The organism is Corynebacterium sp. KPL2830 (genome assembly GCF_040225635.1).
In the GTDB taxonomy this organism is placed as follows: Bacteria; Actinomycetota; Actinomycetes; order Mycobacteriales; family Mycobacteriaceae; genus Corynebacterium.
Window position 1 is genome coordinate 54765 of sequence record NZ_JBEHFR010000005.1, and the last position, 14690, is coordinate 69454.

General features: G+C 59.4%; 12 protein-coding genes. 9 read left to right on the forward strand and 3 right to left on the reverse strand.

All coding sequences use genetic code 11. From position 1 onward, the window contains the following. Positions 1-83: 83 nt before the first annotated feature. Together rpsO and ABRP87_RS03110 are read left to right on the forward strand one after the other, a co-directional pair. Complete coding sequence (gene rpsO, locus ABRP87_RS03105) at positions 84-353, forward strand: 30S ribosomal protein S15 (protein WP_005278802.1); 270 nt, start codon at positions 84-86, stop codon at positions 351-353. 212 nt (positions 354-565) lie between these two features. After that, on the forward strand, positions 566-2812 hold the full coding sequence (locus ABRP87_RS03110) for a polyribonucleotide nucleotidyltransferase (RefSeq protein WP_349867677.1): 2247 nt from the start codon (positions 566-568) through the stop codon (positions 2810-2812). A gap of 87 nt (positions 2813-2899) precedes the next feature. Here ABRP87_RS03110 and ABRP87_RS03115 read toward each other — a convergent pair whose 3' ends face one another. Together ABRP87_RS03115 and ABRP87_RS03120 are read right to left on the reverse strand one after the other, a co-directional pair. Next, positions 2900-3631, reverse strand: coding sequence for an AMIN-like domain-containing (lipo)protein (locus tag ABRP87_RS03115; protein WP_349867679.1), 732 nt, complete (start codon positions 3629-3631; stop codon positions 2900-2902). A gap of 118 nt (positions 3632-3749) precedes the next feature. Further along, complete coding sequence (locus tag ABRP87_RS03120; protein WP_349852759.1) at positions 3750-4139, reverse strand: VOC family protein; 390 nt, start codon at positions 4137-4139, stop codon at positions 3750-3752. Between the two features lie 124 nt (positions 4140-4263). On the opposite strand from ABRP87_RS03120, the gene dapB reads away from it, so the two are divergent. The 7 genes from dapB (at position 4264) to ABRP87_RS03155 (ending at position 14377) form a co-directional block, all read left to right on the forward strand. Beyond that, on the forward strand, positions 4264-5010 hold the full coding sequence (gene dapB / locus ABRP87_RS03125) for a 4-hydroxy-tetrahydrodipicolinate reductase (RefSeq protein ID WP_349867681.1): 747 nt from the start codon (positions 4264-4266) through the stop codon (positions 5008-5010). Positions 5011-5014: 4 nt separating this feature from the next. Next, positions 5015-5761, forward strand: coding sequence for an FAD-dependent thymidylate synthase (gene thyX, locus ABRP87_RS03130; RefSeq protein ID WP_239269515.1), 747 nt, complete (start codon positions 5015-5017; stop codon positions 5759-5761). 54 nt (positions 5762-5815) lie between these two features. Then, positions 5816-6724, forward strand: a complete 909-nt coding sequence (gene dapA / locus ABRP87_RS03135; RefSeq protein ID WP_349867683.1) for a 4-hydroxy-tetrahydrodipicolinate synthase — start codon at positions 5816-5818, stop codon at positions 6722-6724. A 2-nt stretch (positions 6725-6726) separates the two neighbouring features. Beyond that, complete coding sequence (locus ABRP87_RS03140) at positions 6727-8868, forward strand: ribonuclease J (protein ID WP_349867685.1); 2142 nt, start codon at positions 6727-6729, stop codon at positions 8866-8868. A 65-nt stretch (positions 8869-8933) separates the two neighbouring features. After that, positions 8934-9572: a TIGR03085 family metal-binding protein gene (locus tag ABRP87_RS03145; protein WP_349867735.1), complete on the forward strand. Its 639-nt coding sequence runs from the start codon at positions 8934-8936 to the stop codon at positions 9570-9572. Positions 9573-9844: 272 nt separating this feature from the next. Further along, positions 9845-13075, forward strand: coding sequence for an FtsK/SpoIIIE family DNA translocase (locus ABRP87_RS03150; RefSeq protein WP_502879274.1), 3231 nt, complete (start codon positions 9845-9847; stop codon positions 13073-13075). A gap of 168 nt (positions 13076-13243) precedes the next feature. Next, complete coding sequence (locus ABRP87_RS03155) at positions 13244-14377, forward strand: TerC family protein (protein WP_349867689.1); 1134 nt, start codon at positions 13244-13246, stop codon at positions 14375-14377. On the opposite strand, the gene ABRP87_RS03160 is transcribed toward ABRP87_RS03155, so the two are convergent. Continuing rightward, positions 14374-14664 (reverse strand): YciI family protein, encoded by a 291-nt coding sequence (locus ABRP87_RS03160; protein WP_349867691.1) that lies wholly within the window; start codon positions 14662-14664, stop codon positions 14374-14376. The genes ABRP87_RS03155 and ABRP87_RS03160 overlap by 4 nt on opposite strands. Positions 14665-14690 lie beyond the last annotated feature (26 nt).

Sequence of the window (14690 nt, forward strand, 5' to 3'; positions counted from 1 at the left end):
ACGACAGTTGCGGCACGCGGAGCTCGCCACGGCGGCGCTGCGCGTTGAAGAATAGTGTGGACTGAAATAAAGGAGAAATACTCATGGCATTGACCACTGAGAAGAAGGCCGAAATCCTCAAGGAGTACGGCCTTCACGAGACCGACACCGGTTCCCCCGAGGCACAGGTTGCCCTGCTGACCTCCCGCATCAATACTTTGACGGAGCACCTGAAGTTTCACAAGCACGATCACCACTCCCGCCGTGGTCTGCTGCTGATGGTTGGTCGTCGTCGTGGCCTGCTGAAGTACTTGGCAGAAAACAACGTGGATCGTTACCGTGATCTGATTTCCCGCCTGGGCCTGCGCCGCTAATTGCGACGCGGCCGCGGCCGAATTTTCCCCTTGCCCTGCGGCAAGGGGAATTAGTGGTTTTATACCCTCTTAATCCTTGTAGGGAGCAGGGGCGATTGCGGTCGTCGTAGCTCAAAAGTGCGGAATCTCTGTTAGAATTTTCACCGTTGTCAAAAACAATGTGGAAAAGGCGGCACCGACGATCGCCTAAAGCACTCAAGGAGAATTACTAGATGAGCGTTCAGAACTCCGTAGAGTTCAATATCGATGAAGAATTCGGTATTACCGAAGCTATCGCCGTCCTCGATAACGGGGACTTTGGCACCCGCACCGTTCGTTTCGAAACCGGCCAGTTGGCCCGCCAGGCAGATGGTTCCGTAACCACGTACCTCGACGATGACACGATGCTGCTGGCCACCACGACCGCCTCGAACCAGCCGCGCGAAAACTTTGACTTTTTCCCGCTCACCGTTGACGTGGAAGAGCGCATGTACGCAGCCGGCAAGATCCCCGGCTCCTTCTTCCGCCGCGAAGGGCGTCCCTCCACCGAGGCCATCTTGGCCTGCCGCCTCATCGACCGCCCGCTGCGCCCCACCTTTGTCAAGGGCCTGCGCAATGAAGTGCAGGTGGTCATCACCGTCCTATCTCAGGACCCAGAAGAGTACTACGACGTCGTAGCCATCAACGGCGCGTCTGCGGCAACCCAGCTTTCCGGCCTGCCAGTCTCCGGCGCCGTCGGCGGCGTGCGCATGGCGCTCATCGCTGATGACAAACACCCAGAAGGCCAGTGGGTGGCCTTCCCGAACCACGAGCAGCACGAGCGCGCGCTGTTTGAAATGGTGGTCGCAGGCCGCATCGTTACTAAGGGCCGCAAAGAAGACGTCGCCATCATGATGGTCGAGGCCGGCGCTGGCACCAACGTTGCAGAACGCATTGCCGATGGCGCTCCGGCACCGCAAGAAGCCGCCGTCGCCGAGGGCCTTGAGGCGGCTAAGCCGTTCATTAAGACCCTGTGCGAGACCCAGAACGGCCTGGCAGAGCGCACAGCCAAGGAGACCCAGGAGTTCCCGCTCTTCCCGGCCTATGAGGACGATGTCTTCGCCGCCGTGGAAAAAGCTGCTTCCAAGAAGTTGGAGAGCTTGCTGACGATCCCGGGCAAGCAGGAGCGCGACGAGGCGACGAACGAACACATGGAGCAGGTCGAACAAGACCTGCTGCCGCAGTTTGCTGACCTGGAAGAGGCAGTGGCCTCCAAGCAGATTCGCGCTGCGTATAACGAGGTCATGAAGAAGATCGTGCGCCGCAAGATCTTGACCGATGGTTTCCGCATCGACGGCCGCGGTCTGACCGATATCCGCGACCTGTCCGTTGAAGTTGACTTGGTTCCACGCGCGCACGGTTCTTCTTTGTTCGAGCGCGGCGAGACACAGATCCTCGGTGTCACCACCCTGGATATGTTGAAGATGGAGCAGCAGATCGATTCTCTTACTCCCATTGAGTCCAAGCGCTATATGCACCACTACAACTTCCCGCCATTTTCTACCGGTGAGACCGGCCGCGTTGGATCGCCTAAGCGCCGCGAAATCGGCCACGGTGCTCTAGCAGAGCGCGCCCTGCTTCCGGTCATCCCGTCGCGCGAGGATTTCCCGTATGCCATCCGCCAGGTCTCTGAGGCGCTCGGCTCCAATGGTTCCACCTCCATGGGTTCTGTCTGCGCGTCCACCCTGTCCCTCTACAACGCGGGTGTTCCGCTTAAGGCGCCGGTAGCCGGCATCGCCATGGGCTTGGTCTCCGGTGAGGTTAAGGGCAAGGAAAAGTTCGTGGCGCTGACGGATATCCTCGGTGCCGAAGACGCCTTCGGCGACATGGACTTCAAGGTTGCGGGTACCTCCGAATTTATTACCGCGCTGCAGCTGGACACGAAGCTCGACGGCATTCCTTCTAAGGTCTTGGCTCAGGCACTCGAGCAGGCCCGCGATGCTCGCGCCACCATTCTGGAAACCATGGCAGAGGTCATCGATTCCCCAGATGAGATGTCTGGCCTGGCCCCGAAGATCACCTCGGTGAAGATTCCCGTCAACAAGATCGGTGAGCTCATCGGACCTAAGGGCAAGACTATCAACCAGATCACCGAAGATACCGGTGCTGATGTCTCGATCGAAGACGATGGCACGGTCTACATCTCTGCGGTCACCGGCGAAGCCGCAGACGCTGCGATTGAAAAGGTTAACTCCATTGCCAACCCGCAGTTGCCCAAGGTGGGCGAGCGCTTCCTCGGCACGGTGGTCAAGACCGTTCCATTCGGCGCCTTCGTTTCCTTGACCCCAGGCCGCGATGGATTGATCCACATCTCCAACCTGGGTGGGGACGAGCGCATCGAGAAGGTCGAAGATGTAGTCAATGTTGGCGATAAGGTACAGGTAGAAATCGCGGATATTGATAACCGCGGCAAGATCTCCCTGGTGCCCGTTGAGGACTAATCCCTCAGGCGCTCTTCAGAGCAATGGCCCTGTTTCCCGAAGATGGTGGGGAAACAGGGCCATTTTCTATGCCTTCGCTATAATCACCTAATTTTGGAAATCGAGCACGAGGCGTTTGGGGTTTTGCAGGAAGGTCACGGAATAAGGCGTTTGTTTGTTTAGCCCGATGATCAACTGCGTTTGCGCCTCGAAGGTGGTGGTGTAGTTGATCTCTTGTACGACACCGGCACCTGGGGTGATGCCAGTATCCATAAACCTTTGTTCTAACTCCGGCGTCGATGGCCACGGGGTGCCCTCGATGCCAAGGTTGAGGAAAGTGGTGCCTTTGACCTCGACCGGAAGCCCCGATGCTTGGTGGGCGGGTTGATCCGTATAGGTAGTAAACCACCCTGCTTCTCCGTCGCCTTCAAGATCAACCACGACGCGGGTAAAAGAGTCATGCGAGGCTACGCGGATCCCGGTGGGAACGAGGCCACCCAGGCCAGGAGGCAGGTGGCGCTGATCCTCGAGGGAGGGCGTGCCCATGCCGCCGAAAGCAGGTTTTGGATCATTACCCTGCGCTTGTTGCTGATGGTGGCTTAAAGGGGCGGTGTCTTCTACCGTCTTGGTTGGGTCATCGGCAGTGGTCGTGGTGGAAGGCTCTGATTTCTTTGCCGCAGACGTGGTCGATTCCGCCGTGGAACTGGTTGATTCCTCCTGCGTAGCGAATGAGGCATCGGCGGCCTCGTCATCGCTGGGGCTAGCGCAAGCAGCCAGCGAGAGCATGCAGCTCATGCCGGCGCCAGCAGCGATAACGCGGGTGAGAGTAGATCGAGACATTCTGACCACTTCCTAGGTTGTCTACCTTGTTGTCTCTTTCAATTCTACCGGTACACAAGTGGCCCAACTGGGGAAGTGATGCAATTGTTGTACAAGGGAAAGTAGCGAAGGCGTGGGCCTAACGCTTCAATTGGACGAGCTGGATGAGGTTACCCACGGTATCGTCAAAGACCGCAATGATGGAGGGGCCAACGTCGGTGGGCTCCATGGTAAAGTCCACGCCCTTGTCCTTGAGTTCGGCGTATTCTTTCTCCACATCCTGCGATAAGAATTGGGTGACCGGGATATTATCCGCCTTCAGCGCCTCGGTGTACGTCTTGGCGGCCGGATGTCCCTTGGGCTCAAGGAGCAATTCAACGCTGCCATCGCCGTCCGCGTTGGCGACCGTAAGCCACCGGAAATCGCCGTGCGTGACGTCATCTTTGACCCGGAAGCCAAGGACATTGACATAAAAATCGTGGGCGCGAGCAACGTCATCTACTGGAACGGAGGCAATATAAATCTGCATGCCGCCCAGTCTAGCAGTGGTATTTTTGCCGTTCGGAGGCTCGCCCGCCGCGGATGGGCGAGCGCGATAGGATGGGAAGGAAACAAAGGTTTAACTCAAAGTTGTTAAGAAAGTGAGGCCCGCAATGGCGATCAAAGTAGGAGTCTTGGGAGCGCAAGGGCGCGTCGGCAAGGCGATTGTTGAAGGCGTTAATGCCGAAGATGATCTAGAGCTTGTAGCGGAAATTAGCCGCGGGGATGACCTGCAGCAATTGGTTGATAATCACGCAGAGGTCATCGTGGACTTCACCCAGCCTGATTCGGTGATGGGAAACCTGGAGTTTTGCATCGCGAACGGCATTCACTGCGTGGTGGGTACCACTGGCTTTGATAAAGAGCGCTTGGACCAGGTGGAGCAGTGGACCCGCCAAGAGGGCGCTGGAAACGTGCTGATCGCTCCGAATTTCGCCATCTCTGCCGTGATGACCATGGTGCTTGCTAAGCAGGCGGCGAAGTTCTTCGAGACCGCAGAGGTCGTGGAATTTCACCACCCCACCAAGCTGGATGCGCCTTCCGGTACCGCCATCCACACCGCAGAGGCCATTGCTCAGGCGCGCCGCGACGCCGAGTTGGGCGAGATGCCGGATGCGACGGAAAAGTCCCTCGAGGGCGCGCGCGGCGCGAATGTAGACGGAATCCCAGTGCATGCCGTGCGTACCCGCGGCATGGTGGCCCACGAAGAGGTTATTTTCGGTGCGCAGGGGCAATCCCTGACCATCCGCCAGGATTCCTACGATCGTTCCTCCTTCACTCCCGGCGTTTTGTTCGGCGTGCGGGAGATTGCGCAGCACTCGGGATTGGTTGTCGGGCTAGACAAGTACCTGGGGCTGTAGCGGTATGGCCACTGCGAGTGAGCTAAATATCCAGCTCATTGCCGCCACCGAGTTTCACCCGCCTCAGGGAACGCAGTGGCGTGCCGATGAGACGGCGACCGATGGCGAGGCCCTCGTCGAATTCGCGGGGCGAGCGTGTTATGAGTCTTTTGACAAGCCCAACCCACGGACCGCGACGAATTCCGCCTACCTGCACCACATCATGGAGGTAGGCCATACGGCGCTATTGGAACACGCCACGGCGACGATGTACATCACGGGGCTCTCGCGCTCAGCCAGCCATGAATTGGTTCGCCACCGGCATTTTTCCTTTTCACAGCTATCCCAGCGCTTTGTGCACCCTAATGAGATGCACGTAGCGCTGCCCAAGCTGGTGGAAGAAGATGAACAATTGCGCCGGTTGGTCATGCAAGCCGTGGATGAAACCCGTTTTGTCTACGATGAGCTGCTAGAGGCCTTGGAAGAAAAGCTGGATGAACCGAATGCGCTGCTGCGAAAGAAGCAGGCGCGGCAGGCGGCGCGCGCGGTATTGCCCAATGCGACGGAAACCAGGCTCGTCGTTACCGGCAATTACCGCGCGTGGCGCCACTTCATTGGGGCGCGGGCGGCCGAGCACGCTGATACGGAATTGCGCGAAGTGGCGGTGGAGTGCTTGAAGCATTTGCAGGAGCAAGCACCAGCGCTTTTCGATGACTTCCATATCACCACGTTGGCCGATGGAACGCAGATGGCCGCAAGCCCTTACGCTTAACACGCGCCACCCCGATGCGGCCAAAAGGTGCCCTAGCGGGTAACCTTGACGGCTATGAGCACAGGTATGACAGCAAAGACTGGCGTTGACACCTTCGGTCGCATTGGCGTCGCCATGGTCACTCCGTTTGATCGTGACGGTGCGCTGGATGTAGAAGCGGGTCGCCGCCTGGCAGCTCATCTCGTAGACAACGGCGTGGATTCACTCATCTTGGGTGGAACGACGGGCGAGTCTCCTACCACGTCCTTGGACGAAAAGTTGGAGCTGCTCAAGGCCGTAAAAGAGGAAGTGGGAGACCGCGTCCGGATTTGTGCGGGCGCCGGAACGAATAACACCGCAACCGCGATTGAGGTTGCCCAAGCTTCCGCCGCCGCAGGAGCCGATAGCTTGCTCGTGGTGACTCCGTATTACTCCAAGCCCTCCCAAAAGGGCGTCTACGAGCATTTTGCCGCAGTTGCTGATTCTACGGATCTGCCGATTTGCGTCTATGACATCCCTGGCCGCTCGGGCATCCCAGTGGCGTCGGATACGCTCCGCCGCCTTGCGGAATTGCCGACTATCCAAGCCGTGAAAGACGCCAAGGGCGATCTTTCCGCGGCCGCAGAACTCATCCAAGAAACCGACTTGGCGTGGTATTCCGGTGACGATCCGATAAATCTGCCGTGGCTATCCCTCGGCGCTTCGGGTTTCATCTCCGTCATCGGTCACGCTGCGCCGCGTGCCTTGGTAGAACTCTATGAAGCTTTCGATGCGGGCGATTTGGCCCGCGCGCAAGAAATAAATTACTCAACGCTTCTTCCACTGACCCGCGCTCAGGCGCGGTTGGGCGGAGCGACATTTGCAAAGGAAGCTCTGCGACTGCAGGGCTTTGAAGTTGGCGATCCCCGCCTTCCTGTTACCGCCGCGAGCGAGGAGGAACGCGAGGTACTTCGCCGTGATTTGGAACAATCTGGAGTCCTTTAAGAATGACTGAACCCCGTAACCGTTCCCGCAAGGTCACCCGTAAGGCGGGTCCACCTTCGGAAACTGAGACCGCCTCCAATGAGGCGGCTTCGCCCGTATTTCAGGCCCCTGCCAATAACGCCGGTACTGCCGGAAATGAGGAGCAGGGCAACTCTGGCAAGAATAACTCTGCCGATAACAAGAACGACGGCGATAACAACGGCCGCCGCTCGCGTTCCCGTGGCGGCCGCGGCCGTGGCCGTGGTGGAAACGGCAATAATGGCAATGGCCAGGGAAATAACCACGGCGGCAATAACAAGATCAACAACGGTGGCAACGGAAAGAACGGCAACGGCAAGGGCCGTGGCCGCAATAACAATAATCGCGGCCGCCGCAATGTGCCGAAGTCCATGCAGGGTGCTGATTTGACCAAGCGCCTGCCGGAACCGCCAAAGCAGGCGAAGGATACCCTGCGCATTTACGCCTTGGGCGGTATTTCCGAAATCGGCCGCAACATGACCGTCTTTGAGTACGGCGATGAGCTGCTCATCATTGACTGCGGCGTGCTCTTCCCATCGTCTGGCGAGCCCGGCGTGGACCTTATCCTGCCGGACTTCGGGCCGATTGAAAAGAAGATCGACAAGGTCAAGGCCCTCGTGGTCACCCACGCCCACGAAGACCACATCGGTGCCATCCCGTGGCTGCTGAAGCTGCGCCCGGATATCCCCATTGTGGCCTCCCGTTTCACCATCGCGCTTATTGCGGCGAAGTGTAAGGAACACCGCCAGAAGCCGAAGTTTGTTGAGGTCAACGAAAAGTCCGACGTGACCTACGGCTGCTTCCGCGTTCGCTTCTGGGCGGTCAACCACTCCGTGCCGGATGCGCTCGGCATCATGCTGGGCACCCCGGCAGGCAATATCATCCACACCGGTGATATCAAGCTGGACCAAACCCCGTTGGACAATCGCCCGACGGACCTTCCGGCGTTGTCTCGTTACGGCGACGAGGGCGTCGACCTCATGCTGTGCGATTCCACCAACGCCACCGTGCCGGGTGTATCCGCCTCGGAGGGCGATATCCCGGCCAACTTCAAGCGCTTGGTGGCTAATGCGAAGCAGCGCGTCATCTTGGCTTCCTTTGCCTCGAATGTCTACCGCGTGCAGGCCGCCATCGACGCCGCTGTGGCCAATGGCCGCAAGGTGGCCTTTAATGGCCGTTCGATGATGCGCAATATGGAAATTGCGGAAAAGATGGGCTTTTTGAAGGTCCCGCGCGGCACCATTATCCCCATCGATGAGGCTGCGAAGATGGCCCCGCACAAGACCATGCTCATTACCACTGGTACGCAGGGTGAGCCGATGGCCGCGCTGTCCCGCATGGCCCGCCGCGAGCACCGCCAGATCACGGTGCGCGATGGCGATACCATCATCTTCTCTTCCTCGCTCATTCCGGGCAACGAAGAGGCCGTCTTCGGCGTTATCAATATGCTGTCCCAGATTGGTGCCAACGTCATCACCAACCAGGACGTCAAGGTCCACGCTTCCGGCCACGGTTACTCCGGCGAGCTGCTCTTCCTGTACAACGCGGCGCGCCCGCGCAATGCCATGCCGGTCCACGGTGAGTGGCGCCACCTGCGCGCCAATAAGGAATTGGCGATTTCCACCGGCGTGGCTCGCGACCGGACGGTCTTGGCGCAAAACGGCGTCGTGGTGGATCTGCGCAAGGGCCGCGCGGAGGTCGTCGGCCAGCTGCAGGTTGGCCACCTCTACGTCGATGGCGTGTCCATGGGCGATGTCGATGCCGATACCTTGGCAGACCGCACCAACTTGGGTGCCGGCGGCGTCGTATCCATTACCTGCGTGATTGATAATCGCACCTCCCGCCTGCTCGAGCACCCGACTGTGGCAACCACCGGTTTCTCCGATGATGACCGCGGTGTTGTGCCCGAGGTGGCGGAGATGGTGGAAAACACCATGAACGATCTCGCCGCAGAGGGCGAGAATGACACCTACCGGATGGTGCAAAAGCTGCGCCGCAAGGTCTCCAAGCTCATGGATTCCAAGTACAAGCGCGAGCCGGTTATTTTGCCCACCATCGTGCCGACGAATTCAGGCATGCTGCTTGCCGATGACGCCGATGTCGACGCCAGCCGCGAGTCCCTGTAGGTTCTCCTACAAAAGGATTTAATTCCGTCATAGTTTCTGTGCCCCAGTATTTCGATGACCTCGGTATGCTGGGGCATATGTCGTTTTCATCTTCCGAACGCGCCAAGATGGTCGCGCTTTTGCATCAGTTAGGTCCAGACGCCCCCACGCTGTGTGAGGGCTGGACCACGCGCGACTTAGTTGCTCACCTGTGGGTGCGCGAAAATCGTCCCGATGCCGCCGCGGGCATGTTCTTTTCGGTCCTGCAGCCCCACTTGGAAAAGGAATCCGCCAAGGTTGCCCGCCGTGATTTCGATGAGCTTGTCGATGCCTGGGGGAGGGGACCAGCAAAGCTCAACCCCGCGCGCTTTCTTGATGCCCAGCAGAATTTGGCCGAGCATTTTATCCATCACGAGGATATCCGCCGCGCCAATGGCCAGACCGAACCGCGCGACTTTTCCGCCGCGGTCCAGAAGAAGCTGCACCGCTTTTTGAAGATCTGGGCAAAATTTAGCCTGCGCAAGTCCACCCAGCCGGTGATCCTACAGCCGGATGGGCTGCCGCGTATCGTCGTAGCAGACAAGCACGGGGTAGCCGATCGCGGCGACCGCGTGGTCCGCGTCAGCGGGGAGGTCGGCGAACTCCTCCTGTGGGCGTACGGGCGCGACGTTGTCCAGGTCACCATCAATGGCGATGAGACCGCCATTAAAATGTCAACCCTGTAGGCTAGAAAAAGCCGATTTTGCGGCCCGTGCTCCGCCTTTTTGGCCCGAACGCGGGGTATTTCTGGGTTAAATAGCCCTGTCACGCGTGTGGCGTATGTGATTTGTGGGGTTTTCCGGTTAAGGTAAATGACATGTCTGTCAAAAATGCCTCCTCTCGCGGATCGCGCCGGAACCAGACGCGAGCATCGAAAAGCGCGCCTGGCCGGAAAGCGAACCGGTCGCGGCCGTCTGGCCGCAGCCAGTCCAGCGCCGGTGTGCCAGAGACGCTGGAGATGACCTCGTCTGGGCGCGCGGCAGGAACGACGCAAGAGCGTACGGGGAGTGCATTTAGGGCCGTCGGCAAGGGGCTTGGCTCCGCTTTTGGTGCCACCGCGCGCGGAATGGGCAATGTTGCCCGCGGCCTAGGCAATGGCCTTGCGGGCCTGAAGCCGAGCCAGGATGTAACTGCTGACGGCACGGAGGATTTCGAGAGAACAAGGGAGCCACAGGAAATTTCTGATAGCGCCGGGAAAAAGAAGAAAAGTAAGGTAACTCGCGCGCGCGATATCGCAGCAGAGGAGGAGGCACAGGCTGCCGAGGAGGCAGCGGCTTCCTCGCAGGGCGGGTTGCGAGTCAATAATCCAGATGCGGTTGCCCTGGTGCTCATCGGCGTAGCCATCGTCCTCGCCGCCACCGTGTGGTTTGGCGTTGCCGGCCAGGTGGGTGCCTGGGTGGGTAACCTGGTGCGCTACGTCATCGGCGCCGGCGCGTGGGTGCTTCCCATTGCGCTCGTCGCGCTGGCCATTTCGCTCATGATGGAAATGGATGGTCCATCCGGGCGCATTAATCCGCGCATTGCGGGCGGCACGACGATCATCGTGCTGGCGATGCTGAGCCTCATCCACATCTTTGCCGGCAATCCGCCGCTTGGGTTTACCACCGATACCGCGGGCGGGGCCGGCGGTGTCGTCGGCTTTGCCATCGGTGGGATCCTAGATGCCGCGTTTACCTCGTATGTCGCAGTACCCCTGCTCTTCTTGGTCATCATTTACGGTGCGCTGCTGGTTACGGGTATTACCATCCGCGAGGCCTATGAGCTCGTGGCGGATTCGCTGCGCTCGGCATTTTCCCGCTTTGGCGGCAGCGATGCAGAATACGATGATGCGGGCGAGGATGACCTCTACGGCCACGTGTCTGGCGATATCGACGATATTGCGCACGGCCGCGAGCGTTCCGAGCGCCCCGCCCCGAAGCGCCGCAGCACGTCTACTCCGCGCAAGACTGGCAGCTCTTATCCAGTGCAGTCGCTTGCCGATGCCCCCGAGGACGACCACACCGTCGCCTTCAACACCCCCGTCCGCGCGGGCTATGAGCCGGTGGACCGTACCGACGAAGAGCTGGGCTACGGCGCGGACTCCCAGGTGGGGGATACCGATGCCTTCCCGGCAGTAGATGGCGCTGACTACGCAGAGGGCTCCGAATCCACCCAACCGGCCCTGCCAGAAAGCGAGCCCACCCGCGTCTTGGGTTCTGCCAGCGGTGGGTTTTCCGTCGGCCACAAGTCGCGGGCTGCCCGCGCCGCTGGTGCTGGAGCCACTGGAGCCGCTGGCGCCGGTGCTGCCGCTGCTTCTGGTGCGGCTGGTGCCGCGGGCGCAGCCGGCAAGGCCAAGGGCGCTGCTGCCGGTGCGGCTGGAGCTGCCGCCGGAGCCGCTGCCGCTGGTGCCGCCAAGGCCGGTTCCGATGCCGTGTCTTCGGCGCACGAGGAAGCCCGGCGCCTATTCCGCGAGCGCTCTGGGCGCGATGCGGCCACGGGAGCCCAGGTGGAATCCACCGCGGCGGCGGAACAGCCTGCCGCACAGCCCCAAGCGCCCGCGCCTGCGCAATTTGGCAACGACAACTATGCGGTGCCCTCTACTGATCTGCTAACCCCAGGCACGCCTGCGAAGGAACGCACCGAGATCAATGACCGCATCATTGAGGCCATCACCGATGTCTTCGAAGAGTTCAACGTCAATGCTCAGGTAACTGGCTTTAGCCGTGGCCCTACGGTGACTCGCTATGAGATTGAGCTTGGACCAGGCGTGAAGGTTTCGAAGATCACGAACCTGCAGTCCAACCTGGCTTATGCCGTGGCTACCGATAACCTGCGCTTGCTCACGCCGATTCCAGGCAAGTCCGCGGTGGGTATTGAGGTTCCTAACCCGGACCGCGAAATGGTCCACCTGCGCGAGGTCTTGGACGCGCCCAGCATGACGTCTTCCCCGGACCCAATGTTGATTGGCCTGGGCAAGGATATTGAGGGCGAATACACGTCCTTTTCCGTGCAGAAGATGCCGCACCTGTTGGTTGCCGGCGCTACCGGTTCCGGTAAGTCCGCGTTCGTGAACTCCATGCTGGTCTCGCTGCTCACCCGTGCCACCCCGGAGCAGGTACGCCTGATCCTCGTCGACCCAAAGATGGTCGAGCTCACGCCGTATGAGGGCATCCCGCACCTGATTACGCCCATCATTACCCAGCCGAAGAAGGCCGCGGCGGCCCTCCAGTGGCTGGTGGAAGAGATGGAGCAGCGCTACATGGATATGAAGGCCGCGCGCGTGCGCAAGATCGAGGACTATAACCGCAAGGTTGTCTCCGGCGAGTACCAGGCACCGGCCGGTTCCGAGCGCGAGGTCCGGCCTTATCCTTATATCGTCTGCGTCGTCGACGAGCTGGCGGACTTGATGATGACCGCCCCGAAGGAGATCGAGGACTCCATCGTCCGCATCACCCAGAAGGCGCGCGCCGCCGGCATCCACTTGGTGCTTGCTACTCAGCGCCCGTCCGTCGACGTGGTCACCGGCCTCATCAAGACCAACGTGCCTTCCCGCTTGGCCTTTGCCACCTCGTCCTTGACCGACTCCCGCGTCATCTTGGACCAAGGCGGCGCGGAAAAGCTCATCGGCATGGGCGATGGTCTATTTATCCCGCAGGGCAAGCGCCCAGTGCGCATGCAGGGTGCCTTCGTCTCCGACGATGAGGTCATGGATGTCGTCGAGGCCGCTAAATCCCAGGCCGCCCCGAACTACACCGAGGGCGTGACCGAGGAAAAGCAGTCCGAGGCGAAGAAGGAAATCGACGATGACATTGGCAAGGACATGGATGACCTCCTCGAGGCCGTCGAGCTGGTGGTCACCGCTCAGCTGGGTTCCACCTCAATGCTGCAGCGCAAGCTGCGCATCGGCTTTGCCAAGGCGGGTCGCCTGATGGACCTGATGGAATCGCGCGGCGTCGTCGGCCCATCGGAAGGCTCCAAGGCCCGCGAGGTGCTGGTCAAGCCAGAAGAACTCGACACCATCCTGTGGATGATTAAGGGCGCCGACCCTGCCGATGCCCCTAAGGAAATCCAGGACGAGTTGAACCAGGAAGAAGCAAACGATGATGCGGGCGATTCTGCAGAGTCTGCTACTTCCGATTCCTCCGATGCGCCCAATTCCGATACGCGGACGGTGCAAGCGACCTATAACCCATCGTCCGGGGCATTCTAAGTAGTGTAAGATGGTCACGGTCTTGGAGGGGAGTACCCCACATTCGGCATAGATCGTCAACACGGTAGCTGTGCGCTCCCGGTCGTGTCGGCCCAGCGAGGAATAGCCGCTGGGCGGGGGAGACCTCCGGTCACTTTCTTAAAGTAAATTCGACCGGAGGGATCTCGGATGAACGTCTCATTGTGGGTGTGGCTGGTCACCGGTGCGGTGATTCTAGCCTTTTTTATATTCGACTTTTATTCTCACGTGCGCAGTCCACATGAGCCCACTTTGAAAGAGTCGGGCCTGTGGACCCTTTTCTACATTGCCGTCGCCCTAGTTTTTGGCGGCGTTGTCTGGGCCGTATGGGGCCATGAGCACGGCATTCAATTCTTTACCGGTTATGTCACAGAGCAAGCGCTTTCCGTGGATAACCTCTTCGTATTTGCGCTTATCATGGGATCCTTTAAAATCCCACGCAAGTACCAGCAAAAGGTGCTGCTCATCGGCATCATCATCGCCCTCGTATTCCGCTTGGTATTCATCTTGCTGGGCGCGGCCGTTATCTCGGCGTGGTCCGATATTTTCTACCTCTTTGCCATCTTCTTGCTCTACACCGCCATCAAGTTGGTCATCGATGAGATTCGGGACGCGCCGGAGACCAACCCGAACGATATGGCCATCATCAAGCTCGTGCGCAAGGCCGTAGATGTTACCCCGCAGTACCACGGGGATAAGCTCACCCACGGCATGGACGATGGCTCAAAGAAGGGCAAGTTTGCTTTCACACCGCTGTTTGTGGCGCTGGTGTCCATTGGGCTAATCGATGTCATGTTTGCTTTCGATTCCATTCCGGCAATCTATGGCATCACCTCGGAGGCGTTTTTGGTCTTTACCACCAACGCTTTCGCGCTGATGGGTCTGCGCCAAATGTACTTTCTTATCGATGGCCTCTTGGACCGCCTCGTCTACCTGCCCTACGGCCTGGGCATCATCCTGGGCTTCATCGGCGTCAAGCTGCTCTTCCACGCTTTGCACGAGAACAACCTGCCGTTTATCAATGGCGGCGACAATATCGAATCCGTGCCGGAAATCTCTACCATCGGCTCGCTGGTGGTCATCGTTGGGGTCCTGGTCATCACGGTTGTTGCATCGGTTATCAAGAACATGCGCGATAAGACCCAAGGCGCAGTGGCTGTATCCCACAACCACTACGACTGGGATGAGGAAGGAAATAAGATCGTGCGCAATACGCGCGGCGATTACCTGGGCAGGGCCGAGGATCTGTCCAAGGAAGACCTACCCAACAAGTGGGGAGCCTAGAAGCGGGCTTTAACCGGATTCCACTCGCGGAAGCTGCGGCCCTGGAGGCAGCCGTCTTGATAGAAGGGATCTTCGTTCATCAGCTGGATGACATCGGTCACTTGGGTGTCATCATTGTCAAAGCGCACGATGATGAGTGCGCCTCCTTGGGAATCCGTGAACGGTCCTGAGGCCACGATGGTGCCCTCATCAAACAGCTTCCCAGTGAACTCGCGGTGGGCCGGGCGGACCTTCGCTATCTCTGGGTTGGCCGGGTTGTATTCGTAATTGACTGCAAAATATTTCATACCGGACAGTATAAATTCTCGGGGGA